Source organism: Stenotrophomonas sp. STEN033, assembly GCF_056856655.1.
Genome location: NZ_JBXFWM010000017.1, coordinates 1 through 25,371, shown reverse-complemented (window position 1 = coordinate 25,371; position 25,371 = coordinate 1). Strand labels below are relative to the sequence as shown.

23 protein-coding genes are annotated in these 25,371 nt (G+C 64.3%); 12 read left to right on the top strand and 11 right to left on the bottom strand.

Annotation, left to right across the window (positions count from 1 at the left end):
- Positions 1-75: 75 nt before the first annotated feature.
- The 6 genes from AC1VXC_RS08095 to AC1VXC_RS08070 all read left to right on the top strand — a co-directional run bounded on the left by AC1VXC_RS08095 (position 76) and on the right by AC1VXC_RS08070 (position 4,820).
- Positions 76-435: a hypothetical protein gene (locus tag AC1VXC_RS08095; RefSeq protein WP_296246876.1), complete on the top strand. Its 360-nt coding sequence runs from the start codon at positions 76-78 to the stop codon at positions 433-435.
- Between the two features lie 5 nt (positions 436-440).
- Positions 441-926, top strand: a complete 486-nt coding sequence (locus AC1VXC_RS08090) for a phage holin family protein (protein ID WP_481538855.1) — start codon at positions 441-443, stop codon at positions 924-926.
- Positions 923-1,387, top strand: coding sequence for a protein sip-5 (locus AC1VXC_RS08085; RefSeq protein ID WP_313171030.1), 465 nt, complete (start codon positions 923-925; stop codon positions 1,385-1,387). Before AC1VXC_RS08090 ends, AC1VXC_RS08085 begins: the two co-directional genes overlap by 4 nt.
- A 48-nt stretch (positions 1,388-1,435) precedes the next feature.
- A complete protein-coding gene (locus tag AC1VXC_RS08080) occupies positions 1,436-2,533 on the top strand; it encodes an AI-2E family transporter (protein ID WP_313171032.1) in 1,098 nt (365 codons plus the stop codon).
- A gap of 172 nt (positions 2,534-2,705) precedes the next feature.
- The gene (locus tag AC1VXC_RS08075; RefSeq protein WP_313171033.1) at positions 2,706-3,416 is read left to right on the top strand and encodes an HAD family hydrolase; all 711 of its coding nucleotides are present in this window, start codon (positions 2,706-2,708) and stop codon (positions 3,414-3,416) included.
- Between the two features lie 33 nt (positions 3,417-3,449).
- A complete protein-coding gene (locus tag AC1VXC_RS08070) occupies positions 3,450-4,820 on the top strand; it encodes a leucyl aminopeptidase family protein (protein ID WP_481538854.1) in 1,371 nt (456 codons plus the stop codon).
- A gap of 192 nt (positions 4,821-5,012) precedes the next feature.
- Here AC1VXC_RS08070 and hglS read toward each other — a convergent pair whose 3' ends face one another.
- The 9 genes from hglS to AC1VXC_RS08025 form a co-directional block, all read right to left on the bottom strand.
- On the bottom strand, positions 5,013-6,371 hold the full coding sequence (gene hglS / locus AC1VXC_RS08065) for a 2-oxoadipate dioxygenase/decarboxylase HglS (RefSeq protein ID WP_313171037.1): 1,359 nt from the start codon (positions 6,369-6,371) through the stop codon (positions 5,013-5,015).
- Positions 6,372-6,464: 93 nt separating this feature from the next.
- Positions 6,465-6,995, bottom strand: coding sequence for a hypothetical protein (locus tag AC1VXC_RS08060; protein ID WP_481539420.1), 531 nt, complete (start codon positions 6,993-6,995; stop codon positions 6,465-6,467).
- A 43-nt stretch (positions 6,996-7,038) separates the two neighbouring features.
- Entirely contained in the window at positions 7,039-7,791 is a 753-nt protein-coding gene (locus tag AC1VXC_RS08055) for an HAD family hydrolase (protein WP_313493286.1), read from the bottom strand.
- Positions 7,792-8,054: 263 nt separating this feature from the next.
- The gene (locus tag AC1VXC_RS08050) at positions 8,055-8,432 is read right to left on the bottom strand and encodes an EF-hand domain-containing protein (protein ID WP_313171043.1); all 378 of its coding nucleotides are present in this window, start codon (positions 8,430-8,432) and stop codon (positions 8,055-8,057) included.
- 222 nt (positions 8,433-8,654) lie between these two features.
- The gene (locus AC1VXC_RS08045) at positions 8,655-9,035 is read right to left on the bottom strand and encodes a hypothetical protein (protein ID WP_481539413.1); all 381 of its coding nucleotides are present in this window, start codon (positions 9,033-9,035) and stop codon (positions 8,655-8,657) included.
- 52 nt (positions 9,036-9,087) lie between these two features.
- Positions 9,088-9,795 carry a M15 family metallopeptidase gene (locus tag AC1VXC_RS08040; RefSeq protein WP_482995024.1) on the bottom strand — a complete coding sequence of 236 codons (708 nt, stop codon included), beginning with the start codon at positions 9,793-9,795 and terminating at the stop codon, positions 9,088-9,090.
- Entirely contained in the window at positions 9,779-11,332 is a 1,554-nt protein-coding gene (locus tag AC1VXC_RS08035) for a serine hydrolase domain-containing protein (RefSeq protein WP_481539415.1), read from the bottom strand. The genes AC1VXC_RS08040 and AC1VXC_RS08035 overlap by 17 nt, the downstream gene beginning before the upstream one ends.
- 60 nt (positions 11,333-11,392) lie before the next feature.
- Positions 11,393-14,389 (bottom strand): TonB-dependent receptor, encoded by a 2,997-nt coding sequence (locus AC1VXC_RS08030; RefSeq protein WP_481539416.1) that lies wholly within the window; start codon positions 14,387-14,389, stop codon positions 11,393-11,395.
- Positions 14,390-14,447: 58 nt separating this feature from the next.
- Positions 14,448-15,872, bottom strand: coding sequence for a transglutaminase-like domain-containing protein (locus AC1VXC_RS08025; protein ID WP_481539421.1), 1,425 nt, complete (start codon positions 15,870-15,872; stop codon positions 14,448-14,450).
- A gap of 204 nt (positions 15,873-16,076) precedes the next feature.
- Here AC1VXC_RS08025 and AC1VXC_RS08020 point away from each other — a divergent pair, with 204 nt between their 5' ends.
- The 5 genes from AC1VXC_RS08020 (at position 16,077) to AC1VXC_RS08000 (ending at position 22,712) form a co-directional block, all read left to right on the top strand.
- Entirely contained in the window at positions 16,077-17,531 is a 1,455-nt protein-coding gene (locus tag AC1VXC_RS08020; RefSeq protein WP_481539417.1) for a C40 family peptidase, read from the top strand.
- Positions 17,528-18,625, top strand: a complete 1,098-nt coding sequence (locus AC1VXC_RS08015) for a dipeptide epimerase (RefSeq protein ID WP_313171055.1) — start codon at positions 17,528-17,530, stop codon at positions 18,623-18,625. Before AC1VXC_RS08020 ends, AC1VXC_RS08015 begins: the two co-directional genes overlap by 4 nt.
- Before the next feature lie 1,094 nt (positions 18,626-19,719).
- Complete coding sequence (locus AC1VXC_RS08010; RefSeq protein ID WP_313171057.1) at positions 19,720-20,568, top strand: MurR/RpiR family transcriptional regulator; 849 nt, start codon at positions 19,720-19,722, stop codon at positions 20,566-20,568.
- A 67-nt stretch (positions 20,569-20,635) separates the two neighbouring features.
- On the top strand, positions 20,636-21,367 hold the full coding sequence (locus AC1VXC_RS08005) for a L,D-transpeptidase family protein (RefSeq protein WP_481539422.1): 732 nt from the start codon (positions 20,636-20,638) through the stop codon (positions 21,365-21,367).
- Positions 21,368-21,419: 52 nt separating this feature from the next.
- A complete protein-coding gene (locus tag AC1VXC_RS08000; RefSeq protein ID WP_481539418.1) occupies positions 21,420-22,712 on the top strand; it encodes a dicarboxylate/amino acid:cation symporter in 1,293 nt (430 codons plus the stop codon).
- A 42-nt stretch (positions 22,713-22,754) separates the two neighbouring features.
- Here the strand turns inward: AC1VXC_RS08000 and yiaA are convergent, their stop codons facing one another.
- Positions 22,755-23,192, bottom strand: coding sequence for an inner membrane protein YiaA (gene yiaA, locus AC1VXC_RS07995; protein WP_313171061.1), 438 nt, complete (start codon positions 23,190-23,192; stop codon positions 22,755-22,757).
- A gap of 160 nt (positions 23,193-23,352) precedes the next feature.
- Between yiaA and AC1VXC_RS07990 the strand changes: the two genes are divergently transcribed.
- A complete protein-coding gene (locus tag AC1VXC_RS07990) occupies positions 23,353-24,507 on the top strand; it encodes a PQQ-dependent sugar dehydrogenase (RefSeq protein WP_481539419.1) in 1,155 nt (384 codons plus the stop codon).
- Between the two features lie 133 nt (positions 24,508-24,640).
- On the opposite strand, the gene AC1VXC_RS07985 is transcribed toward AC1VXC_RS07990, so the two are convergent.
- Positions 24,641-25,129 carry a CcdC protein domain-containing protein gene (locus tag AC1VXC_RS07985; RefSeq protein WP_313171065.1) on the bottom strand — a complete coding sequence of 163 codons (489 nt, stop codon included), beginning with the start codon at positions 25,127-25,129 and terminating at the stop codon, positions 24,641-24,643.
- Positions 25,130-25,371: the final 242 nt, after the last annotated feature.

Here is a 25,371-nt window from a genome sequence, read left to right as displayed (position 1 = left end):
CCGCCAGCTGCTATTTGTTGAGTTCTGTTGCAACCGCGCGCCATCCGGCGCACCCGCTGAAACCAGGAGATCACGATGAGCCCCACCAATACCGAGAACATGAAGGAACACCTGGGCGAGGCTGGCGCACACCTGAAGTCCGCCGCTTCCGCCGCTGGCTCGGCCGTCAAGGGCGCCGCCGGTGCCGCCGGCGACGAACTGCGTCTGGGCAAGGCCAACATGAAGGCCGAATTGTCCGACAGCGCGCTATCCGGCCTGGCCGCTGCTGAACTTGGCGGTGCCGCTGCCAAGGAACAGGTCGATGCCTTGATGGACAAGGGCAAGGACCTGATCGACAGCGCCGCCGACCTCATCCGCGAGCGTCCGCTGGCCTCGTTCGGCGTGGCCTTCGCCGCTGGCTGGATCATTGCCAAGCTCGCCCGCAGCAACGACTGATCGGCGTGAGCGATAACGCAACACCGCCCACTGGCGACGATTCCACCCCGGGCCAGGCGCCCGGGCTGGAAGAAAGCATCCGCCAGGTTGGCGCGGCCGGCCGGCAGACGCTGGACTCGGCTTCCAACACGCTGCGCTCCCTGCGCCGGCTGGCTTCGGCCGACCTGGCCCTGGCGCGCAGCGCGTTTGGTCGCTCATTGGCATGGAGCGGCGTGGCCATCGTGTTCGGCGCCTCGGCGTGGCTGCTGTTGGCGGCCACGGCGGTGGCGATGCTGCAATACATGGGCCTGTCGCTGTTCGTCTCGCTGCTGATCCCCACCCTCACCAGCCTGGCCGTCACCGGCTACGCGATATGGCGGGTGTCGTACTTCTTCCACCACACCGGCATGCACGCCACCCGCCGGCAGTTGTCGCGGCTGGGTCTGTTCGACGAACCAAGTGGCGACGACCCCGATGCCGAAGTGAAGATCCCCGGGGAGCACACACCGTGAATTTCGAAGCCCTGCAACGCCGTGTGCGCCGCGCCGAAGCCGTGGTGCAGGTCCGTGGCGAGGAAGCCACCCAGCACTGGGACCGGCTCAACCAGACCTGGCGCAGTGCATGGACGCCCGGCCGCATCGTGGTTGTCGGTCTGGCTGGCGGCTTCCTGGCCGGCAAGCTGGAACCCGGCGGTGCCTTCAGCGGCAGCCGCTGGCTGCAGATGATCGGCTCGGTGTCCGGGCTGGTGGCTTCGGCCCAGGCCTCGGTGGCCTCGTTTGCCGCCGCCGCAGCTGGCATGGCCGCCAGCCAGGCGGCCGGTGCCGCCGACGATGCGGATCAGGCCGCAGCCGATGCCGAACAGGCTGCTGCACCTGCGGCAACCTCCGCGCAGGCAACGGCCCGGTCCCCGGACGCCTCCAATCCTGTGCCGCCGCGCGCCGCCGAAGCCGCCACGGAACTGTCAGAATCCTGAGCCGGGCGCGGCACCGCGCCGCGCCTTATCGTCCGGAGCATCGCCCGCATGTCCGAGCCGTTGCCTGAAGCTGCCGCTGCGGCGGCCGAACCTACGCCCCTGCCGCCGCGCCCGCGCGCACCGGCGGCGCTGGTGGTGCTGGCCACCCTGGCCGTTGGTTACACGCTGTGGGCCGCGCAGGAAGTCATCCTGCCGGTGCTGCTGGCGATGTTCTTCGCGCTGATCGGCAACCCCATCATCCGCCTGTTGCAGAAACTGCACCTGCCGCGTTTCCTCGGCGCGCTGCTGGTGCTGTCGGCCGGCTTGGCCGGCGCGGCCGTGCTGACCGTGCAGCTGGCCGGCCCGGCCACCGAATGGGTGCAGGAAGCGCCGCAGCAGATGCGGCAGATCTCGCGCAAGGTGCAGGACTTCGTCAAACCTGTACAGCAGGCCAACCTGGCGGCGGAGAGCTTCGCCCGCGCTGCCGGTGGCGAAGGCAACCGCAAGGTGCAGGTGATCCGCACTCAACTCGACGATCCCTACAAGGCACTGGTGCGCACGCCCAAGCTGGCCGCATCGGCGCTGGCGGTGGTGCTGCTGACCCTGTTCTTCATGATCTACGGCGAAAACCTGCAGCGGCACGTGATCGCGCTGCTGCCCAATCGCCAGCAGAAGCGCTTCACCGCCGAGATACTGCGCTCGATCGAGCGCGAGATATCCCGCTATGTACTGACCATCACCCTCATCAACGTCGGCCTGGGCCTGATCCTGTCCGGTGTGCTGATGCTGCTCGGCATCGCCCTGCCCGAAGCACTGCTATGGGGCACGGTGGCCGCGCTGCTGAATTTCGCACCGTATGTGGGGCCGCTGATCGGCATCGTGCTGATGCTGCTGATGGGCTTCGTCGAATTCCGCGATCCACTGACCGCCCTGCTGCCGGCGCTGGCCTATCTGGGCCTGCACACACTGGAAGGGCAATTGATCACGCCTATCGTGCTCGGCCGCAGCATGGCGATCTCGCCGCTGATGCTGATCCTGGCACTGATGTTGTTCGGCTGGCTGTGGGGCATGATCGGCCTGCTGCTGGCGGTGCCGCTGCTGGTCTGCGTGAAACTGGTGCTGAGTCGCGTCGACGGCATGCAAGGCTGGGCAAAGCTATTGGAGTAGCGTCGCTATTGTGGGAGCGGCGTAAGCCGCGAAGCTGACAATGCTGAAGCAACCAGCGCCTCTGCCAACTGATGATGTCCGTAGCTTCGCGGCTCACGCCGCTCCCACAAGCAAGATCGGGCAACCACGGCCCCTACAGGCCCGGCTCATGGGCTTGGCGTAAAATGGCCGGATGAATTTCCCCGTACTCGCCATCACCCTCGATCTGGACGACACCCTGTGGCCGTTCGCTCCCATCGGTGCCCGCATCGACCAGGTGCTGCATGACTGGATGCTGGAACACAGCCCGGCCACCGCCCGCATGTACCCGGTCGCGGCCATGCGTGAACTGCGCGAACGCTCGTTCCGCGACAACCCGCATCTGCACTACGACCTCAGCGCGCTGCGCCGGCTGACCCTGGCCGAGGCGCTGGAAAAGAGCGGGGCCAGCATGGACCTGCTCGATCCGGCCTACGAAACGTTCTACGCCGCGCGCAACCAGGTCGAGTTCTACCCCGATGCATTGGCGGCACTGCGCCGCATCGCCGCACGCGTGCCGGTGGCAGCAGTGAGCAACGGCAATGCCGACCTGCAGCGCATTGGCATCGGCGAGCTGTTCGCCTTCCAGCTGGGCTCGCGCGAATTCGGTGCGGCCAAGCCGGACCCGGGCATCTTCCACGCCGCTTGCGAACGCCTTGGCGTTGAGCACGCGCAGGTACTGCACGTCGGCGATCACGCTGAAATGGACGTAGCCGGTGCGATGCGCGCCGGCCTGCGTGGTTGCTGGATCAACCGCGAAGAACATTCATGGACCCACACCGAGCTGCAGCCTGACCTGCAGTTCGACACCCTGACCGGACTGGCCGACTGGCTGGATGGCAACGCCTCCAACCCGCAGCGCTAAGCCCACGGCCGCCAGCAGACGCAAGAGAACACCATGACCCCGATTACCGCTTACACCACCGATTCCACCAACGCCCTGCCGCTGTACGTGTTGGACCGCGACGGCTTCGCCGCGTGGAAGGCACAGCAGCCGGCCGCCGTGCAGGCCTGGGCAGCAGCGCAGCAGTTCAACGCCGCACCCAACAGCGTGCTGCTGTTGCCCGGCGACAACGGCATTGCCGGCGCCGTGCTCGGCGTTGGCGACCATGCCGATGCCTACGCCTATGCACATGCGCCGTTCGCGCTGCCGGCCGGCACCATCTGGCAGGTCGCCAACGCGCTGGATGCCAGCAGCAACGCCAACCTGCAGATCGGCTGGGGCCTGGGCAGCTACCGCTTCGACCGCTACCGCAAGCTGGCCCGCCCGGCCGCACAGCTGCTGGCAAGCCCGGCCGCTGAAGTTCTCGACGTGGTGACCGCCTGCCTGCGCGTGCGCGACTGGGTCAACACGCCGACCGAAGACATGGGCCCGCAGCAGTTGGAAGACGCCGCGCGCGAGCTGGCCGACGCCCACGGTGGCGAGCTGGAAGTGATTGCCGGCGACGAGCTGCTGGAAATGAATTTCCCGACCATCCACGCCGTTGGCCGCGCCTCGCACCGCGCGCCGCGCCTGATCGTGCTGCGCTGGGGCAACGCGGGTGCGCCGCATCTGGCGCTGGTCGGCAAGGGTGTGTGCTTCGACACCGGCGGTCTGGACCTGAAGCCGGCCGATGGCATGCGCAACATGAAGAAGGATATGGGCGGCGCCGCCCACGCCATCGCCCTGGCGGGCGTGGTGATGGCGCAGCAGCTGCCAGTGCAGCTGACCCTGGTGGTGGCTGCGGTGGAAAATGCCGTCGGCCCGGATGCCTTCCGTCCCGGCGAAGTGATCACCACCCGCAAGGGCATCACCGTCGAGATCGACAACACCGACGCCGAAGGCCGCCTGGTACTGTGCGACGCGCTGACCTACGTCAGCGAGCAGAACCCGGACACCATCCTCGATTTCGCCACCCTCACCGGTGCCGCACGCATCGCACTGGGCCCGGACCTGCCGGCCTTGTTCGCCAATGACGACACCCTGGCCAACCAGTGGCTGCAGGCCGGCGACAGCACCCGCGACCCGGTCTGGCGCATGCCCTTGTGGCGTCCCTACCTGCGCTACCTCAACAGCGGCATCGCCGACCTGGCCAACGCCGGCTCGCGCATGGCCGGCTCGGTCACCGCCGCGCTGTATCTGGAGCGTTTCATCAACGAAGGCCAGGTGTGGGCGCATCTGGACGTCTACGCCTGGAACGACGGCGAACGCCCGGGCCGCCCGGCCGGCGGTGAAGCGTTGGCATTGCGCTCGGCGTGGGCGATGTTGAAGACGCGTTACGGCGCATAAAGCGTCCCTGTAGTGCCGAGCCATGCTCGGCTTTGGGCCAATACGGGAAACGCATCACCGGTTGTCCGGTGCCAGGCGCGGATTGGGGGCTCTAGCGGGTACGCCTCGCCCGCGCTGGGCGCGGCACTACAGACGGCAAGAGCCCCCTCCCCAGCCCTCCCCTTGCCTGCGGCAAAGGGAGGGAGCAATGCATCAAGCCTTCAGCGCCGCCAGCGACTCGGCCTGCAGCCGCTCATAGATCGCGAACTCGTCACTGACCGGCATACCCAATGCCTGCTCGAAAGCATCACGGTTCGCACGCGCTGCATAGGCCCGCTGTTCGCCACCACCAAGATTCGACTGGAAAATACCCGCCGCACTCACCGGCAGGAAATCCTCATAGATGATCGGATCAGCGCTGGCCAGGCCGCGCTCGATCAACACCTCCGCCGGCAAGGCACGGGTTTCCTGGTCCGCGGCAAGGCCCGCATCGGTCAGGCTGTAGCGGTAATAACCCAGGCCTTCGCGGCGCAGCGTTGCATGGTCATCCGGGAACGCGGTGAACGCGCCCTGCAGGCGCTGCATGTAGTCGCCACCGGCGCTGCCTTCGCCGCCGCGCGCCTGCGCAAGCAGGGCGTCATACAGATCACGGCCCTTTGGCGTCAGCGCCAGGCCGCGCTGTTCGATCTCACCGAAGCGCGCGGTATGCGTGCCGGCTTCGTTGTCGGCGCCCGAGGGGAAATGCACCATTTCCTCCAGCGCCTTGAAGCTGGTCTGGCGCAGCAGGATGGCGCAATCGCGGCGCGGCGGGCCTTCGATCACGGCCTTTGCCGCCAGACCACGCTCGTGCATTGCCGCCTGTGCGGCATCGATGTCCAGCGTGCGCGGGGTGAGGTGGTTGATATGCGGGCCACGGAAACTGACCACGTCGGCAACCAGACGGTGCGCGCCATGCAGGGCGTGATAGGTCTCCAGCGAGACGGTGGCTTCGTTGTGCCAGCGGAAGGTCTCCAGCGACTCGACGACGAAGCGCCAGGCATCGTCTTCGCTCAAACCACCGTCGCGCTCGCACTGTTCAATCAGCTGCAATGCGCCGGGGGTGAAGATGTTGCGGCGGGCGAGGATCTCGGCGGCCTGCTCGCGCAGCGCGGCGTCCTCGATCAACTCCAGCCGCAGCAGCGAGGTGAACACACGGAACGGGTTGCGGTTCAAGGACTCGCCGTCCACCGGCCGGAACGCAGTGGAGTGCACCGGCACGCCGGCCACCGACAGATCGTAATACCCCACCGGCTGCATGCCCATGACCGCGAACAGGCGGCCAAGCGTGGCCAGCTCCTGCGCGGTGCCGACGCGGATTGCGCCATGGCGTTCCACGTCCAGGCGCTCGCGTTCACCACTGCGCTGCATCTGCGCGGCCAGCTCCGGCTGCGCTGCGAGGACGTCGGCGTTGATCGCGCCAACCAGTTCCACCAGCGTGCCGTACAACGGCACTTCGGTGCGGTACATATGCGACATCGCCTGCGAGAACAGGCTGCGGATGTGATCGGGCGAAACGAAACGGTCGGCGGTCATGACAAAGCGCTTTGACGCGAAATCGAAGGAACGCCATTTTCGCCCGGAATCGCCCCCTGCGCCTATCTGCAGGGCAGCAAATACCGCCGCGGTTTACTCCACGTCACTCCTGCGCGCCGCCGCCTCGCGCTGGGCGCGGTCGCCGAGCTGGCGCTGCAGCAGCGGATCCAGCGCTATCGGCCGGTCCCAGTGGTCGAAACTGGCGACGATGGCGTGGCGCAGGGCCCGCCAGCGCAGGTTGTCCGGGGCCGGCTGCAGGCCAGCCAACACCTCTTTCCAGCTGGCCTCGGGCTGCTGTGCGCGGGCCTTCACCGCATTACGGCAGTTGCTGCCATTGAGCTTGCCCCAGAAGCAGGCCAGATAGACATCGCCGGGCTTCCAGCCATGGTCCTGCAGCAAGGCCTGCACATAGCCCGGGCGGGCACTGGCATAACGCGCCAGCTCATCGACGAAGGCCTCCGGGTAGCGCGCGGCATAGGCGTTGATATCGGCCAGCTGCTTGTCCACCCAGACATCACCGGTGGCCGGCGCGTAGACCTCGGCCACCGCTGCCGTTGCCGGCTGTTGTGCCAACAACGGCAAGGGCAGCACGGCAGCTGCCAGCAGACCCAGTCGCAGCAGCAACGCTGGCCGACGCAGGTGGTGCCGGAAGCCTGCCGCGCTCACCTCAGTTGCCCTGTGCCGCTGCAGCCTGCGCGGCGACCGCACGCACGGCTTCCGGCCACTGGTGGGCGGTGTCGGCATGATGCAGGCGCGGCTCTTCCGCGGAGACACCGTGCTCGGCCTCGTGTGCCCAGGTCATCGCGTACGGGGTGTGGATGCCCCAGCCGCCCAGACCCAGCACCGGCTCGATATCCGAGCGCAGCGAATTGCCGATCATCACGAAACGCTCGGCCGGCATGTTGAACTCGGCCAATACCTTGGCGTAGGTCGACTGGTCCTTCTCGGAGATGATCTCGATGCGCGGGAACAGGTCCAGCAGGCCGGAACGCTCGATCTTCTGCTCCTGGTGGAACAGATCGCCCTTGGTGATCAGCACCACCGGGTATTCGGCAGCTATGGCAGCCACGGCTTCGCGGACGCCATCGATGACATCGACCGGATGCTCCAGCGTGCGCCGGCCGATCTCGACGATCTGGCGCAGGTCATGCGCGGAGATCTTCTCGTCGGTGAGCTCGATGGCGGCTTCCAGCATCGACAGGGTCATGCCCTTGGCGCCGTAGCCGAACACGGCCAGGTTGCGCCGCTGCACCTTGAGCAGATGCTGGGCAGTACCGGCGTCGTGCAGGTCGATGTAGTTGCTGAGGATCAGGCCAAATTCGTGCTCGGCCTTCTGGTAGTAGTCTTCGCTCTTCCAGAGCGTGTCATCGCCGTCGAAGCCGACCAGGCCGATGGCGGAGGGGGTGGTCTGCGTGTTCATGCCGCACAGGATAGCAATCTGCCTTGAAGTGAATAGGGGATTGCGTCCGGGAGGCGGGGGGTGGCGGGCTGGAATGGCAGCTCAAGCAAAGTGCAACGGCAAGAGCACCCCTCCCCGGCCCTCCCCTGCACTGCGTGCAAGGGAGGGAGCGGACCGCGCAAACTGCTGGTGCATCGCGCAATGCCGCTTCTACCCCCTCCCTTGCGCAAAGCGCAGGGGAGGGTTGGGGAGGGGTGCTCTTCGAGCCCTACCCGGGTTACCAATTACTTCTTATGCGCGGCCGCATAAGCGCGGTACTCCTCCGGTGTCAGCTTGCCATCCTTGTTGCCATCGGCTTCGTCGAACACCTGCGCCAGGCCGGCGTTGGCCTGCGACTCTGTCTTGGTGATGGCACCATCGCCATCGGCATCCACGTCGGCCCAGCTCTGCCCACCGCCGGCGGCTGCCGATGCCTTGGCGGCGCTGCTCGATGCACTGGCAGCAGCGTTCTGCGCCTGTTCTGCCGAATCCTGCGCCTGTGCAGCCTGTGCCTGCGCGGCGGCGGCCTGATCCTGTGCATCCTGCGCCATGGCCGGCAATGCGAGCGCGGAACCTACGATGGCAACCAGGGCGAACAGCGGAGTGCGATTACGTACGGTCATCAGGTCTTCCTCGTGTGTTGGCTAAAGCGCGGAAACTCCGCACGCCTCCACCCTGACAAGCAGCGACTGAATCGTTTGCACCCTGCAAAACCGCGAAGAACATCCTGTTAACCACTTCCGCTCAAACAGCGGTTACCGCCCTCGTTAGTCATGCATGAAGCGAACGTAAGCCCGGGATTAGAGCGTTCCAGCCATCGCGCCTATCCGCACGATCATGGCCATTCAATGCTCATGCGTAGTACCAGCCAGGGGTTGCCGCGAACTGAACAACAACCAACCCAGGCCGACGCCAATCGCTACCCCGATCAGTTCCAGCAGCACGCGCGTACCCAACTGGTCCGGATCATGGATCGAAGCCAGGGCCAATTTGGCGTACAGCGGTGACTGCAGGTTCACCATACCCAGCGAGAAAAGCTTCCAGCCATCGACACCTGCGGCGATGGCCGCTGCCATCAGGCTTGCGTAAGCGATGGCGTGACCGTTACGCAATCCCGTACGGCGGCACACCTGCCACCACAGCGCGAACACCACGAAGCCAACGGCCAGGGCAATCAAGCCCGCCTCCAGCGAGCCCAGCAGTCCGTAATGCAGAACCAGATTCATCGGTGCGGTGCGGTCCATTCGGGGAACCGCAGTCTACCCGCCCCTGCGCCGCTCAACGCACCGGGAAGTCATAGGCCGTGGTCGGCGTGGGCTCGGGCTTGAAGGTGTAATGCCACCATTCCATTGGATAGTTGGCAAAACCCTGCGCCTGCATCGCATCCAGCAGCAGCTGCCGGTTCTGCTTCTGCAACGTGCTGATATCGGGATTGGCGGTATGCGCCAGCACATCGAAGCGATCGAAGCCGGTGCCCATGTCCAAGGCGGTGCAAGGCATGCGGCGGCAATCCAGCACGCCCAGGTCCACCGTCGCCGCCCGGCTATGGCCCGAGGTTTCGGCGATGTAGCCGTCGAGCAGGCGGCTCTTGTCGATATTCGGGTAATAGCGCTGCTTGGCGATCTGATCCTTGCCATCGTGCACCCAGGCGACAAAGGACGTCACCGCGTGCACCGGCCGGTAGCAGTCAAACACCTGCAATCGATAGCCCTGCGCACGCAGCCCGCGCTGCACCCGCGCCAAGGCCTGCGCCGCCGGCTGCAGCAGATAACAGCGCGGTGCTTCATAGCCGGGGACGACGCGACCGGTGAAGTTGTCGGTGCCGGCATAGCGGATGTCCAGGGCGATGTCCGGGGCCAGCGCGGTGACATCGACGATGCCTGCCTGTGCCGGCGTCTTTGCCGCTGATACCTGCACCTGCTGGGCAGGTGCGGTGAGCGGCAACAGTGCCAGCAGCAACGGCAGCGATTTAGTGGCAATCGCCATGGCGTTGGAATTCCAGATCGGGGTAGTCATAGCTGAAGTCGATATCCGGGTCGATGGCGCGCAGGTGCAGCAGCGGGTGTTGTGCGTCGCCGGAAAAGTCCAGCCAGGCGTCGGCATCTTCGCCCAACCCCTGCCAGGCCACATACCAACGCTCACCGGCGCGCATCACCTGCCCGCTCATGCGCGGTGATTTGAGCGAGGCGAACTGCAGCTTGCCATCACGCGGGCACAAGGACACCTCGCCGAACCACGGATCTCGCCAGACGCCAGCCTTGCTGCCGAACTCGGCCGGCGTGGCCGGGCGTGCATCCGGCAATGCAGGGCGCACATGCCCTGCAGAACGGCGCTGCGCGGCAGCATCGTCAATCAACCTGGCGTAATGCAGCACGTCATTGTCCGCGGCCGGTGCGGTGTAATGCTTGAGCATGGCCTGCATCAGCGCCGTGCGTGCGTCTTCGCCCTCACCGTTGATCAGGATCACCACGCCGGTCTTGAGATCCGGCAGCAAGGCCAGCGAGGAATACATGCCGGACAAGGTGCCGGTATGCGCGACCTTCCACTGCCCATCCATATCCGACAGACGCCAGCCATAGCCATAGGCGTAGAAGTGCATGTTGTCCCAGTCGCGCAGGCGTTGGCTGATCGGCATCGGCATATGCGCCGTCCATAACGCACGCCGCTGGCCTGCATCCAGCCAGCGCGGCGCCTGCGCCGGGTCCAGCAGCACCTGCATCCAACGCAGCATGTCGTTGAGGCTGCAGCGGATTCCGCCGGCAGCCATCGACGGAAAGTCGGTGACCTCAGCCGGGTCGCGCTCGGCGGCGACGTTACCCTTGCCATCACGATGATGTGGCTGGGCGATATTACCGAGCGCCGCGGGTGACCACGCGCCAACCTGGCAACGCTGCATGCCCAGCGGCTGGAAGATCTCCTCGCGCACCAGCTGCGCGTAAGGTTTGCCGCCTGCGGCAGCGGCGACTTCGCCGGCCACCACATACATGAGGTTGTCGTAGGCATACGCGCTACGGAAGCTGCCGGTCGGCTTCAGATGCGCCAAGCCGGCAATGATGTCCTGGCGATCAAAGTTGTTCGGTTCGGGCCACAGCATCAGGTCGCCTGCGCCCAGGCCGAGGCCGCTGTTGTGGATCAGCAGATCGCGCACCTGCATGTTGCGCGTCACCCATGGGTCCTGCATGCGGAACTGCGGCAGGTACCTGGTGACCGGATCATCCCAACGCAGCTTGCCGGCCTGCACCAAACGCGCGAGCACCGCTGCGGTCATCGCTTTGGTGTTGGAGGCGATCTTGAACAGGCTGTCGTCGTTGATCGCTGCGCCCTCGCCCACGGCCAGCTCACCGCGGGTGATACGCCGCACCACCTTGCCGTCCTCGATCACGCCCACCGCAATGCCGGGCAGCTTATAGCGCTGCATCGCCTGGTCAACCAGGGCATCCATCCGCACAGGGTCGACGTCCGCTGCCAGCAGAGGATTAGCCAGCAGCATGGCAGTAGCGGCCAACAACAGTTTCAGTCGCATCGTCATCGTTCTCCACAAAAGCGAACGGCCCGCCGAAGCGGGCCGTTCTCAAACACTACATCAGAAGTTCCAGGTTACGACCAGGTTGCTGTAACGCGGAGCCTGCCAATGCGTACCTTCGCCGAAGTAAGGCATCTTCGTGCCCGGGGTGCTCTCGTAGCGGGAGTGCACGTTGACCACGGTCTGCCGGTTGAGCAGGTTGTAGACCGACAGGCGTGCCGTCAAGTCGATACCTTCCACCGGCAGGGTCCACATCACGCTGGCTCCGAGATCGATTACCCACGGCATGCGGCCAAAGGCACCGCGCCCGGAGTACTCCTGCTCGCGGCTGGCCCACGTCGAGCAGTTGGCTTTGCACAGCCAGCCCGAACCACCACCACTGTATTCACCCGGGCCGCCGGCATTGCGGTTGTCGTTTGGCCAAACCACGCCAAACGCGGTGATTGGGCCACCCGAACGGGCCGATAGCGTGCTGCCGAAGGACCACTGTTCATTCAACTTGAACGCACCACGCAGCTTGAACTGGTGACGGGCATCATTGAAGGTCACGCCAAAGCGCTCGTTGACCGCCGGGTGATCGTAGTACTGCACCAGATTGGTGTCGTTGTAGCCGGTGTCCGAGTTCACTGGTCCTTCGATATTGCCTTCGCTCTTGGACAGCAGATAGCTGGCATTGAACGACCACTTGTCATTCCAGGCGCGGTCGATCTGGAACTCCAGCGCCTTGTAGGTCCGCTTGGGACGCTTGTAGCCCATGATGGTGCCGCTACCCAGTGCCTTGTAGCCGTCCTTGGACGAATCAAGGCTCACCCAGCTGTTGGTATCCGGGCACCACAGCTGATTTGTTTCACCCGGATTGATGATCGGCCAGTCACCCGAATACCAGTCGCAGCCTTCCACGTGGTTGATGCGCGCATCTTCAACGGCGCGGGTCATGCGGCGGTAGGTCGCATTGACGCCGTACGACCATTCTTCGTTGATCGCCTGCTGGAAGCCGAGGATGTACTCATCCTGGAACACCTGCTTCAGGTCACGCGCTACCGCCGTGCGAACGTCCGTGGGCGCCGGAGCATTGCCTTCGGTGTTGACCGGGCCGATCTGCTGGCCGAGCACCGGCACCTTGTAGGTACTGCCGTTTGAGCTCTGCTTCTCTTCCCACCCATTGAACGCGTAATACGTATGCTCATCGGTGGTGCCGCCACCAAAGTAGTCGGTGAGCTTGTTGGTGAGCGGGGTGTAGTAGCGGCCCGCGTTACCGAACACCTTCATCGAGCCATCGCCCTTGACGTCCCAGCTGAAGCCCAGACGCGGCGAGATCATGTCATTGAACTTGGACTTGGCGAAGGTGGCACCAGAGGCCAGCTTGTTGTGGAACTGGTCGAAACGCACGCCAAGGTTCAACAGCAGGTTCGGGGTGACGTTCCAGTTGTCTTCCAGATAGAACGCCTGCGCCTTGGTGCTGACCGGCGCACCGGTGACCTTGTAGCGCGCGTCAACGATATCGGTGATACCGGCAGGCAGCGTTACTCCGTTTACGGAACTGCCCGCGTCCACGGAGAGCACCTGGTAGGTGGATCCATCACCCGGATAGATGGTCGAGCTGACCGAATCCATCACCTCCTGATCCAGACCGAAACGAATCAGGTGATCACCCAGCGTCCATTCAAAGTCCAGGCGCGCAGCTTCACGCTTGTCTTCACGGTTGCTGATGGCGTCGTTGGTCGGGTGGCAGCCCACGCCTTCCTGTTCGCCATAGATCCTGCTGTAGCTGGACGCCACCGTGATGATGCTGCACTCGCCATCCGACGGGCTGTCACTCACTGCGCTACGCTTGTTGACGCCGTACATCGCCTTGGCAACGAAGTTGTCGCTCAGATGTCCGGTGTAAGTCAACGACCAGTTGTCGCCGCCGGAGGAGCCACTGCTCTGACCGCTGGATTCACCAAAAATGTTGGTATTCCAATCATAGTCGTCGTAGCTGGTGGTCACTGAATCCGACTTGTCGGAGAAAGCGAGAAACTCCAGCTGATGGTTGTCGCTGATGCGCCAATCGAGCTTGGTGCCCCAGAAATCGTTATTGCTCTTGGTCTTCCACGCTTCGGAGTTATCGAGGTCCTGCGACTTGCTGTCGCGGTTCTCATACATAGCGAAGAAGAACAACTTGTCCTGCATGATGGGACCGGACGCCCATACATTGGTCTTCGTCAGCGGGGCGCGATCTCGGCTGGTGCGGTTACGCTCGTCGATGCTGCCATCGCTGTGGAAATGATCCTTCTTCTCCGAAGCCCATGCCGACGGCTCCATGGTGACTTGCACGCCACCCTTGAACTCATTGCCGCCCGAACGGGTGATGGCATTGATGACGCCACCGGTGCTGCGGCCGAACTCGGCCGAGTAGCCACCGGTCTTGATCTGGAACTCTTCATAGAAGTTGAAGGGAACCTCCGAGAAACCCTGGCGGCGGTAGGGATCGGTAACGTTCAAACCGTTGATGTAGGCCACGTTCTCGGCTACGGAGGAGCCACCGAAGCTCAGACCACCGAAGCTCGAGCCGGAATCCACCACGCCGGGCGCCAGCAAGGCGACAGCGGCTACGCTCTGGTCCACCGGCATGTGCGCCAGTTCTTCGCGCTTGATGTTGAACGAAGATTCGGTCGAATAGACATCCACCCGATTGACGATCTTGGAGCCGGTTACCTGCACCGAGTCCAGGGTAACCGCGTTGCCTGCTCCACCACCACCCAGATTGACGTTGGTGGTGCCGCCCAGCGACACGTTGACCGCCACCGGCTCCTTGTCGACTTCCCCGTCGCGCTTGACCTGCAGGCTGTAGTCGCCCACCGGCAGCTGGCTCAGGCGATACGAGCCGTCAGCGCCCACGGTTACGGTACGGGTCAAACCCGTCGCCTTGTTCACCACGGTGATCTGGTCACCGGAGTTTGCGCGGCCGGCAATCGCACCGTTCGCACTCTGTGCCATCACGCTCGGCGCCATCACGCCAAGACAGGCACCCAATGCGACGGTCAGCGCCGCTCTTTTCAACATTTTCCTGTTCATCCCCTGCTCTCTCCTGCAGACGTAAATCGATAAGTAAGACAACGGTTACGACGTTCTATTACTTGGACTCCGGCGCCAGAACCTGCGACTGGAAGTCGTATTGCCACTGGTTGAAGTAAAGGTTCCCCCCTTCCCACTCAACCTCACCTCGTTGCAGATCAACGGTCTCCGAACGGAAGTGCTGCTTGGCAGGCACGAACGCGCGTGAGTAGTCATCGTTGAACGCGATGCGGTAGGCATCCAGCCCGCCGAAATAGAAATTGCGTTGTTCGGGCTGGTCGCTGTCCAGTGCACCCGTGCTTACATCCATCGGCACCCAGCCGTAGGGCGCAAGATAGAGCGCGCCCCAATCGTGCAGGTTGTTGTAGCCGACCTCGTTGTCCGAATACACCATGCCCGACTGCCAACGCGCCGGGATACCGTTCATCCGCAGCAGCGAGATCAGCAGCAAGGTCTGCTGGCCGCAATCGGCGTGCCCTGCATGCAATGCGTAATCGGAAATATTGCTGATCGTCGAGTACTCGCGGGCGCCGCCCCACGGAATCGCATCCACCGCGTCGAACAACTTCTTGGCGACGCGGTAGGGATTGGTTTCATTGCCCACCGCCTTGCGCGAGAACTCCCGCATGGCCGGGGTGAACACCACATGCGGTGCGCGCTCGGCCAGATAGGGCGCAAGCAGCGGGTCCCGCGGCGTTGGCAGCACCTTGTCCGGGTCGATGATGAAACGGCGCGCGGAGATGGTGAGCTCGTAGCTGACCGAGAACTCGGTCGGCGTGCCGGCTACGGCCTTGCGCTCAAGATAGGCGGTGCGCTGCAAGGTGTCTTCGGGTGCGATCTGTGCGCCCTGCGGCACGCTGGACAGCCATTGGATGTTTTCCTGCTGGCCGGGTATCGAACGCGGGTACGGCAGCCAGGCGCGCACGGTCTTTCCCGCCGGCACCGCATCGGCATCGACCTTGATGGACTGGGTGATACGCACGCGGCGCGGGCTGATGCTGGTCTGGCCGCCCTGCTCCGATGCCTGGATCACCTCCAGATGGTGCGAGCCGAGTCGCTCATAAGGACCGGGCCGGGAAACACGCTTCTCCGGCGGCCGCCGGTTGGAAGCCTCGGCACTGAACAGGAACAGATTATTGGGGGCGCGCTTGAACCAGCGACGCTGGCCATCGATGTCCAGATGCTCGATCAGGCCGGCGTCGTCCCAAGCCTTGAACTCCTCGTCGCGCAGGTCGGGGACCGACTTGCGCACCGCCGCCTTGGCCTGCGCTTCGTCCAGAGTGAAATCCAGGCGGATACGGCGCATGCGCTCACGCTGGAACAGGTAGGCGGCGCGGCTGTCGGCATCGGTAGCGGGCGCGGCCAGCGCCTTGTCGATTTCAGCCTCCGCGCCGGCAAAATCGCCACGGTCCACGCGCGCTACCAACTCGGGCAACGCCGTCGATGGCGCCTCACCGGCATGGGCGATCCAGGCCAGGCCCATGCACAGGGCAGAGGCGAGGACCTTGCGGGCGAACGGTACGCGGGCAAAGCGGGCAGAATCGGCGTTTGAAGCCACGGCAACACTTCCACGTGCAGGGTGGTTAACGCTGTGTAACACGCACCCGACAGCGGGTCAATAATTTATTCTTGCTTTCGACGACGAAAGGAATAAGTATTCCTGAGCATCAACGAGGGGAGCTTCCCAATGCTTGCTTTGCCGCCGCTATCCCAGCGCCGACGCTTTGCCCCGCTGGCGCGGGCTTTGATCCTTGCCACGGCAGTGTGCGCCGGGCCGGCTTTCGCGCTGTCGCGGGCCCCCGTGGCCGCGATTGCTCCCACTTATGCCGGCATCATCGGCCTGGAAGACGCCCTGCTGACGCCGCAGCCCTGGATCAGCAAGCTGCCCAATGCCGACGCGGTGATCCTGGACCGCGCCGCCATCGATGCGCAGAACGCCCGCATGCGCCAGCTTGATGCTTCCATCATCGACCTGCACAAGCTGCCCACGCTACTGCCACAAGTACTGGTCCGCGAGCAGATCAACGGCATTTCCAAGGCCCCGAGCCGCCCCCTGTACGATGTCCATGGCAAGCTGGTCACTCCAGCCCAGCTGCAGGCGGTGACCGCCAACCTCGGCCTGGATGCGATCCCGGCCACGCGCCCGATCCAGTACGGGCTGGTGGTACACCGCGCCGCGCTGCGCGCCTTCCCCACCGAGCTGCGCGTATTCAGCAGCCAGGGCGATACCGATATCGACCGCTTCCAGGAGTCGGCGCTGTTCCCCGGCGACGCCGTGGCGGTGCTGCATGAGAGCGCCGACGGCAAGTGGGTATTCGTCGCCAGCGAACGCTATGCGGCATGGATGGAAAAGCGCTTCGTCGGCATCGGCAGCGCCGAACAGGTATTCGGCTACGGTGCCAGCGGCCCGTATCGGGTGATCACCGCCGGCAAGGCGTTCACCGCACACACCCCGGAAGAGCCGCGTGTCTCCGACCTGCAGTTGGAAATGGGCGTGCGCGTGCCCGTGCTGGCCGACTGGGCGGTCATGGACCCGGTCAACGGCCAGCAGGCGCATGGCGGCCATGTGATCCAGCTACCGGTGCGCAATGACGACGGCAGCCTCGCATTGGTGCCTGCGCTGCTGCCGCGCTCGCAGGAATCGTCCAGCGATTACCTGCCGCTGACCCAGGCCAACCTGATCACCCAGGCCTTCAAGTTCCTCGGCGAACGCTATGGCTGGGGTCATTCCTATGACACCCGCGATTGCAGCGGCTTCGTCTCCGAGATCTACCGCAGCTTCGGCGTGCTGCTGCCGCGCAATACCAGCGCGCAGGCAATCAGCCCGGCCTTGAACCGCGTGCCGTTCACCGACAAGGACAGCAAGGCCAAACGCAACGAGGCCATCGCCAACCTGCAGGTCGGTGACCTGGTGTACATCCCCGGCCACGTGATGATGATGCTCGGCGAAGCCAATGGCATGACCTGGGTGATCCACGATACCTCCGGTGGCAGCTGGTTCGACGCCAGCGGCAAGCGCGTGCATGCCAGCCTCAACGGCGTATCGGTGACCCCGCTGCAGCCGATGATGGCCAGCGATACCGCCAGCTATATCGACCGCATGACCAACATCCAGCGCATCCGCCTGCAAGACACCAAATGAAGATCACCGACATCGAACTTGGCATGCTCCGCGTGCCGCTGAAAACCCCGTTCAAGACCGCGCTGCGTACCGTGGAAACGGTGGAAGACATCGTGGTGATGGTACGCACCGACACTGGCCACACCGGTTACGGCGAGGCGCCGGCCACCGCGGTGATCACCGGCGACACCCACGGCTCGATCATCGAGGCCATCAACACCTTCATCAAACCCCGCCTGATCGGCGAGGACATCAGCAACCTCAACCGCATCTGCGGCCTGATCCAGACCTCATTGGAGCGCAACACCAGCGCCAAGGCGGCGGTGGAAATCGCCATCTACGATCTGTGGGCACAGCTGCACAAGGCACCGCTGTACCAGATGCTGGGCGGCGGCGACCCGGTGATCACCACCGACATCACCATCAGCGTCGACTACATCGACAAGATGGTGGCCGATTCGCTGTCAGCGGTGGAGCGCGGCTTCGAGTCGCTGAAGATCAAGGTCGGCAAGGACATCGGCCTGGACATCGAACGGGTCAAGGCCATCCACGCTGCCGTTGAAGGCCGCGCACTGTTACGCCTGGATGCCAACCAGGGCTGGACCGCCAAGCAGGCGGTGTATGCGATGAACGTACTGGAGAACGCCGGCGTCGTACTGGAGCTGCTGGAACAGCCGGTGAAGGCAGCGGACATCGCCGGCATGAAGTACGTCACCGAGCGGGTCAACACACCGGTGATGGCCGACGAGAGCGTGTTCAGCCCGCACCAGGTGTTCGACCTGATCCAGCAGGGGGCGGCCGACATCATCAACATCAAGCTGATGAAGACCGGCGGCATTTCCAATGCAATCAAGATTGCCGATATCGCCTCGTTGTACGGCGTGCCGTGCATGATCGGCTGCATGCTGGAATCCAGCATCAGCGTGGCCGCAGCGGTGCACCTGGGCGTGGCCAAGTCCGGCGCGATCAGCAAGGTGGATCTGGATGGGCCGTCGTTGAGCCAGTTCAATCCGGTGGTGGGTGGTGTGATCTTCAATGAATCGGAGATCAGCATTACCGACGCGCCGGGCCTGGGCATCATCGAGGTGCGCGGGCTGGAGATGATCAAGCCGTGATCACGCAGGCGGCAACCGGTCTCTCCTCGGTTGCCGCCGCCGTGATCGCGCATGCGCAAACAACAGCACCGGCAAAGCCCGGTGCTGTTTTGTTTTGGGAGGAGCGCCCCTATCAACGCATGAAGCTGGCTTCAGCTTCGGCTGTCGCCCCCTCCCTTGCGCGCAGCGCAGGGGAGGGTTGGGGAGGGGTAGCTTCTGCTTCTGCTTCTGCTTCTGCTTCTGCTCCGGCTCCGGCTCCGGCTCCGGCTTCTGCTGTTGCTGTTGCTGTTGCTGTTGCTGTTGCTCCAGCTTTTGCCCCACCGGGTCCCCTTCCGCAGCGACGCAGCCACCGGACAAGACCCCGCAGGGGCGGCGTGCATGGATGCACGTCGTTTTTCGACGAGACAGGGACGTCTCGTCGAAAAATCCCGGCGGCGGAGTGGACCCGCGACGCGCAGCGTCGTGGGCGCGTAGGCAGGGTGTGCTTTCTTTTGGTTAGCTTTTCTTTGCACAAGCAAAGAAAAGTAACTCGCTCCCCGAAGGGGAGTGAAAGCCCTTGCTTTGACTTTGACTTGCCCTTTGGCACCTCCAAAGCAGCTGCAACGGCAACGGCAAAACCAGAATCAAAAGCTTTCACCCTCCTTCGGGGCGCGAGCGCACCTTTGTTTGCTTGTGCAAAGGAACGTGGCCCAACGAGGCGCCTTTTCAACAGCCGAATGGCTGGTCAAGCACACCCTGCCTCCGCACCTTCCGCGCTGCGCGCTCCAGGTCCACTCCGCTGGCAGGATTTTTCGACGATACATCCCTGTATCGTCGAAAAACGACGCACATCCCTGTGCGTCGCCCCTTTCGGGGTCTTGTCTGCCAGCTCCGTCGCTGCGGAAGGGGACCCGGTAGATCAAAGGCAAGAGCAACAGCAACAGCTACCCCTCCCCAACCCTCCCCTGCACTTCGTGCAAGGGAGGGGGCTGGAGCAACAGCAGAAGCAAAAGCAAAAGCAGAAGCTACCCCTCCCCGGCCCTCCCCTGCGCTGCGCGCAAGGGAGGGAGCGACGCATTGCTCCGCTTGCTTGCGCAATCCCTTAAAGTCATCAGCAGATAAACACCCATACGCCCATGCCACCTCTGGTAAAAATCCGCTCCGAACGCGAACAGATGTCGGCCATCGAACGGCGCATCGCCGACTTCATCCTCGACAACGCACACCTGCTGCGCGATTACTCCTCGCAGCAGCTCGCCAATGCCCTGGATATCAGCCAGTCCAGCGTAGTCAAGTTCAGCCAGAAGCTCGGCTTCAAAGGCTATCCAGACTTGAAATACTCGGTAGGCGCCGCCGTGGCCGCCGCAGGCAACGGCGAAAGTACCCGTTGGCCACCGGAAGACCAGCCAGGCGGCTACCTGCTGATCGCCGAGACCCTGCGGCGTGCCAAAGTGGCGGCCGAAGAAGAAACGAAGGCCGCCAACCCGCAGGCCGATGTCGAGGCCATCATCGGCTTGATCGATACCGCACCCAAGGTCTTCATCTACGGACTCGGAGACGATGGCCTGTACGCGCGTGAGTTCGCCATGCGCCTGTCACTGCTCGGCTTCCTCACCGTGCAGCATGCCGACCCCATCCTGATGACCGCCAACCTCTCGGCGGCCCGCCCCGGCGACGTGCTGCTGGTGTTCTCCGAGTTCGGCAAGCTGCCACAGCTGTGGCAGTTGTCGCGGCAGTTCCAGGAAGTCGGTGGCAAGGTCGTGTCGATCACCCGCCACACCGCCAACCCCCTGCGTGCACACGCCGATGCGGCGCTGGCCATCTGCGCGCATGACCCGCAGCCACCCATCGCGCAACTGCTGTACCGCAGTTCGCTGCAATACCTGCTGGATTTCGTGTTCGTACTGCTGTGCCAGACCAATCCTGATCGGCAGCGGCAGCTGGCATTGAACCAGGAACGCATCCAGCATCTGATCGACAACTGACCCAGGAGCCGGCGCCATGCTCAGCTTGTTACACCGAAACTTCCGTCACCTGCTGGGCAGCGCATTGATGCTGATTGCCCCGGTCAGCATCGCTGTGCCGCTGGCCACACCCATGGGCGAAGCACACCAGCTGATCGTGGTCACTTCTGCCGGCTGGGACACACCCAATGGCCACCTGCAGGCCTTCGAGCGCACCGCCAGCGGCTGGAAAGCCCATGGCGCGGGTTTCGATGTCAGCCTCGGCCGTAGTGGCAGCGCCTGGGGCATGGGCGTGCACCCGCAACAGGCAGATGGCCCGCAGAAGCGCGAAGGCGATGGTCGCAGCCCGGCCGGCATCTTCGCTATCGGCCCGGCCTTCGGCTATGCCGAACACATCAGCAGCGCCATGCCCTACCAGCCGATGCTGGCCAGCAGCTACTGCATGGATGTCCCTGCCTCGCCGCTGTACAACCAGATCGTCGATGCCGCCAAGGTCGGCGAAGCCGCGGTCAAGGGTTCCACCGAGGCCATGCGCCTGGACCTGCACAACGACGGCGACCGCCGTTACCGCGAAGGTTTCGTCATCGAGCACAACCCAGGTGCGGTGCCTGGCCAGGGCAGCTGCATCTTCGCCCATCTGTGGCGCCAGCCCGGCGAAGCGACCGTCGGCTGCACGGCAATGGAGCCAGCGCGCATGTCGGCCTTGCTGGCTTGGTTGTCTCCCGACGCCAAGCCGCTGTTCGTGCTGCTGCCCGACGCCGAGTACCAGCGCCTGCAGCGCAGCTGGGATCTGCCCGCACTTCCAGAAACCACTCGTTGAGCATTTCTCCGTTACCGGGCATCTTCCCTTCCTTTAGCCAGACCTTCTCTTCATGACCGACAGCGCACCCGCAAAAACTTCCAAGGTCTCCGCGCCCGTCAAGGTGCTGATCGCGCTGGTGCTGGCCGCCATCGTCGGCCTGGCATTGACCGCCTACGACCAGACGCTGGCACTGAAGATCGCCGACGTGCTGCGGCCAATCGGCCGACTCTGGCTCAATGCGCTGCAGATGACGGTAGTGCCCCTGGTCACCGCATTGGTGATCGTCGGCGTCAATACCGCCAGCAATGCCGCCGCCTCCGGGCGTACCGCCCGCAACGCAATCATCGTGTTCCTGATCCTGTTGGTCGGCTCGGCCGCTTTCTCCGCGGTGATCACCCCGTTCCTGCTGGACCTACTGCCGCGTGATGCCGACAACATCCAGGCCTTCCGCGATGCACTGCGCTCACCAACCACCGCCGCCACACCGCTCAGCGCCGCGCAGTGGATCAGCTCGCTGATTCCCAGCAATGCACTGGCGGCAGCCGCCTCCAGCGCGATGCTGCCGCTGGTGGCCTTCGCCATGTTCTTCGGCTTTGCCCTGAGCCGGCAGGAACCGGAGCGCCGCGACCGCATCCTGGAAATCATCCGCATCATCGCCGACACCATGATCACCATCGTGCGCTGGGTGCTGTGGGCGGCACCGGTGGGCGTGTTCGCGCTGGTCTTCGTGGTCTGCGCCGAGGTCGGCATGAGCATCATCGGCGTGCTGGGCTATTACATCGTGCTGATGTGCGTGATCTACATCCTGATCACCCTGCTGCTGTACCTGGTCGCCCGCTTCGCCGCCGGCGAGCCGTTCGGCCGCTTTGCCCGTGCATTGGTGCCGGTACAGGTGATTGCCGGCAGCACGCAGTCCTCGCTGGCCTCGCTGCCGGCCATGATCGACAGCGCGCGCAACCGCCTGGGCTATCCGCCGGCGCTCACCTCGCTGGTGCTGCCAATGGCGGTATCACTGTTCCGCATCACCAGCCCGGCGCAGTACATCGCCGTGGCCAGCTTCATTGCCTGGTTGTACGGCATTGATGTGCATGCCTCACAGTACGCAGTGGCGGTGTTGCTGGCAGCGGCGATCAGCATGGGTTCGACCGGCCTGCCCGGCCAGGCCAACTTCATGACCAACAACATGCCGATCACCCAGAGCCTGGGCCTGCCGGTGGAACCGCTGGGCGTGCTGCTGGCGGTGGATACCATCCCCGACGTGTTCTGCACCATCGGCAATGCCACCGGCGGTGTCACCGCAACCGGCATCGTCGCCCGGCGCACGGCACAGCACCCGGAGCAGGACCCGGGCAGCGACAGCTGATCGGCTGCAGCCACTCCCGCCATCGGCGGGAGTGGCATTCACTCACTCCTGCGGCGGCAGCGGCGGGGTGCCGTAGGCCGCGTCGGCCGCCATCACGTCGCGGGTGTTCTTCTGCACCGCCACGGCGCCGAACAGCGACAACGCGAACGACATGCCGTAGAAGCCCTTCTCGCTCAGCAGCAGGGTCGCGTTCCACAAGCCAACCAGCAACAACAGCAGCGCACACAGCAGTGCGAACCAGCACAGGCTGTAATACAGGCTGCTCACCGGGATGTTCTCCAGGCGGTCACGCACGCTCTTCTGCAGCGACACCGCCGAGAACAGGCCAAACAGCAACAGGGTCAGGTAATAGCCTTTCTCGTTGAGCAGCATCTCGGCGTTGAACAGGCCAACCAGATACGCCACCGCCCCCAGCAGCAAGGCCGTCCACGCAGCGGCAATGAACGCGCCGGACGGGCGATAGATCTGATGTTTCGTCATGAAAACTCCTTTTTTGTGGAACCACGAGCCCAGTATCCGCGGGCACTCGGCCGCTACGGTAAGCGATTCCATGCGGCAGGCCCATCCCCCGAACGGGCAGCATCGGTCGCCATGGTGTAAAACCCTGCACTGGTATCGCTTACCGCTTCCGGAGACCTCCATGCCCCGTACCCTCCTGCTCAGCATGACCCTGGCCCTGGCCCCCGCCCTGTTCACCAGCGCCTGTGCGGCCGACCCCGACCCGGCAGCAGAAGCGGCCGTGAAGCCCGCGCAGTGGCCGTTCACCGCCACCGAAGCCGCCCGCTTCAACGAGCCCTGGGCGATGACCTTCCTGCCCGACGGCAGCCTGCTGGTCACCGAGAAGGGCGGCAAGCTGGTCCATTTCGACCCGACCAGCGGCAAGCGCGGCGACATCAGCGGCGTACCCACCGTGGCCTACGGCGGCCAGGGCGGCTTTGGGGATGTTGTTGTCCATCCGCAATTCGCCAGCAATGGCCTGGTCTATTACAGCTATGCCGAAGACGGCACGGATGACACCCGTGGTGCGGCCGTCGCCCGCGCCAAGCTGATCTTGAATGCCGACGGTAGCGGCGCGTTGAGCGACGCGCAGGTGATCTGGCGGCAGACGCCCAAGGTCAGCGGCCGAGGCCACTACGGCCACCGCCTGGCATTCGGCCCGGACGGCAAGTTGTGGATCAGCTCCAGCGAACGGCAGAAGTTCGACCCGGCGCAGGACATGAAGACCAACCTGGGCAAGATCATCCGTCTCAACGACGATGGCAGCGTGCCGGCCGACAATCCCTTCGTAGCGCAGGGCTCGCCCGCAGACCAGGTATGGTCGCTGGGCCATCGCAGCGTGCTCGGACTGGCCTTCGACGCCAACGGCAAGCTGTGGGAACACGAGATGGGCCCGAAGGGCGGCGACGAGCTGAACCTGATCCAGCGCGGCGGCAACTATGGCTACCCCATCGTCTCCAACGGTGACCACTACGACGGCCGCACCATCCCCGACCACGACACCCGCCCCGAGTTCATCGCCCCGGTGGTGACCTGGCGGCAGGTGATCTCGCCGGCCGGCTTCATCATCTACAACGGTGCATTGTTCCCGCAGTGGCAGGGCAGCGGGTTCATTGGCGGGCTGTCGTCCAAATCGCTGGTGCGTGTTGCCTTCGATGGCGACAAGGCCCGCGAAGCCGAACGCTTCGACATGGGCAACCGCATCCGCGAAGTGGAGCAAGGCCCGGACGGCGCCCTGTGGCTGCTGGAAGATGGCGCCAACGCGAAATTGCTGAAGCTGACACCAAAGGCAGGTTGACGCCCGCTCCCTGTAGCGCCGAGCCATGCTCGGCAAGGGGCCTCACCGGTAAAGCTTCACCTGTAGTGCCGAGCCATGCTCGGCATGGGGCCTTACCGGTAGAGCCCCTGCCGAGCACGGCTCGGCACTACAACTAAGAGCGCAGGCGTATCGCCAAACCTATCGCCTGCACGAATCCATAGCTGATCAAGGCCGCCGCCAATGCCAGGGTCAAGGGACTGGCGTTGCCCATGCCCGCCCCCATGCCCTGGCTGAAAGCGCCGCCATACCAACGCCAGGCCAAACGCCCCATCAGCAATACCGCCAAGGCGCCACCAATCCAGGGATTCGGTGTGTAGCCGACGCGGCCATCGCGCGAGCTGATCAGCGTGTGCCTGAGTGCGAACAAGCCCAGTCCAACTCCGGCGATCGCGCCGACAATAATCCCCAGCGCAACATGCGGGATGTAGATCGCCGCCGCTACCAGCGCAGCACCCACCAACGACAGGATGCCGATACGGACGGCGTTGCGAACCGGCCGCCACGGCTGCCAGCCGAAATGGCGACGGATGCGCCGGTAATACAACCAGCCGAAACCGGCCGTCATCAACCAAGGCATGTAGACAGGCACTGCAGCAGGCATGAAACGTCCCCGTATGTAGGAGCGGCGTAAGCCGCGAAGCTGACAACGAAACAGACATCCGTAGTGCCGAGCCATGCTCGGCAGGGCCTTACCGGTAAAGCCCCACCTGTAGTGCCGAGCCGTGCTCGGCAGAGGCATTACCGGCAATGCATCAAAAGCCAACCCCTCCCCAACCCTCCCCTACGCCTGCGACGCAAGGGAGGGAGCGTAGTGCCGAGCCATGCTCGGCAGAGGCCTTACCG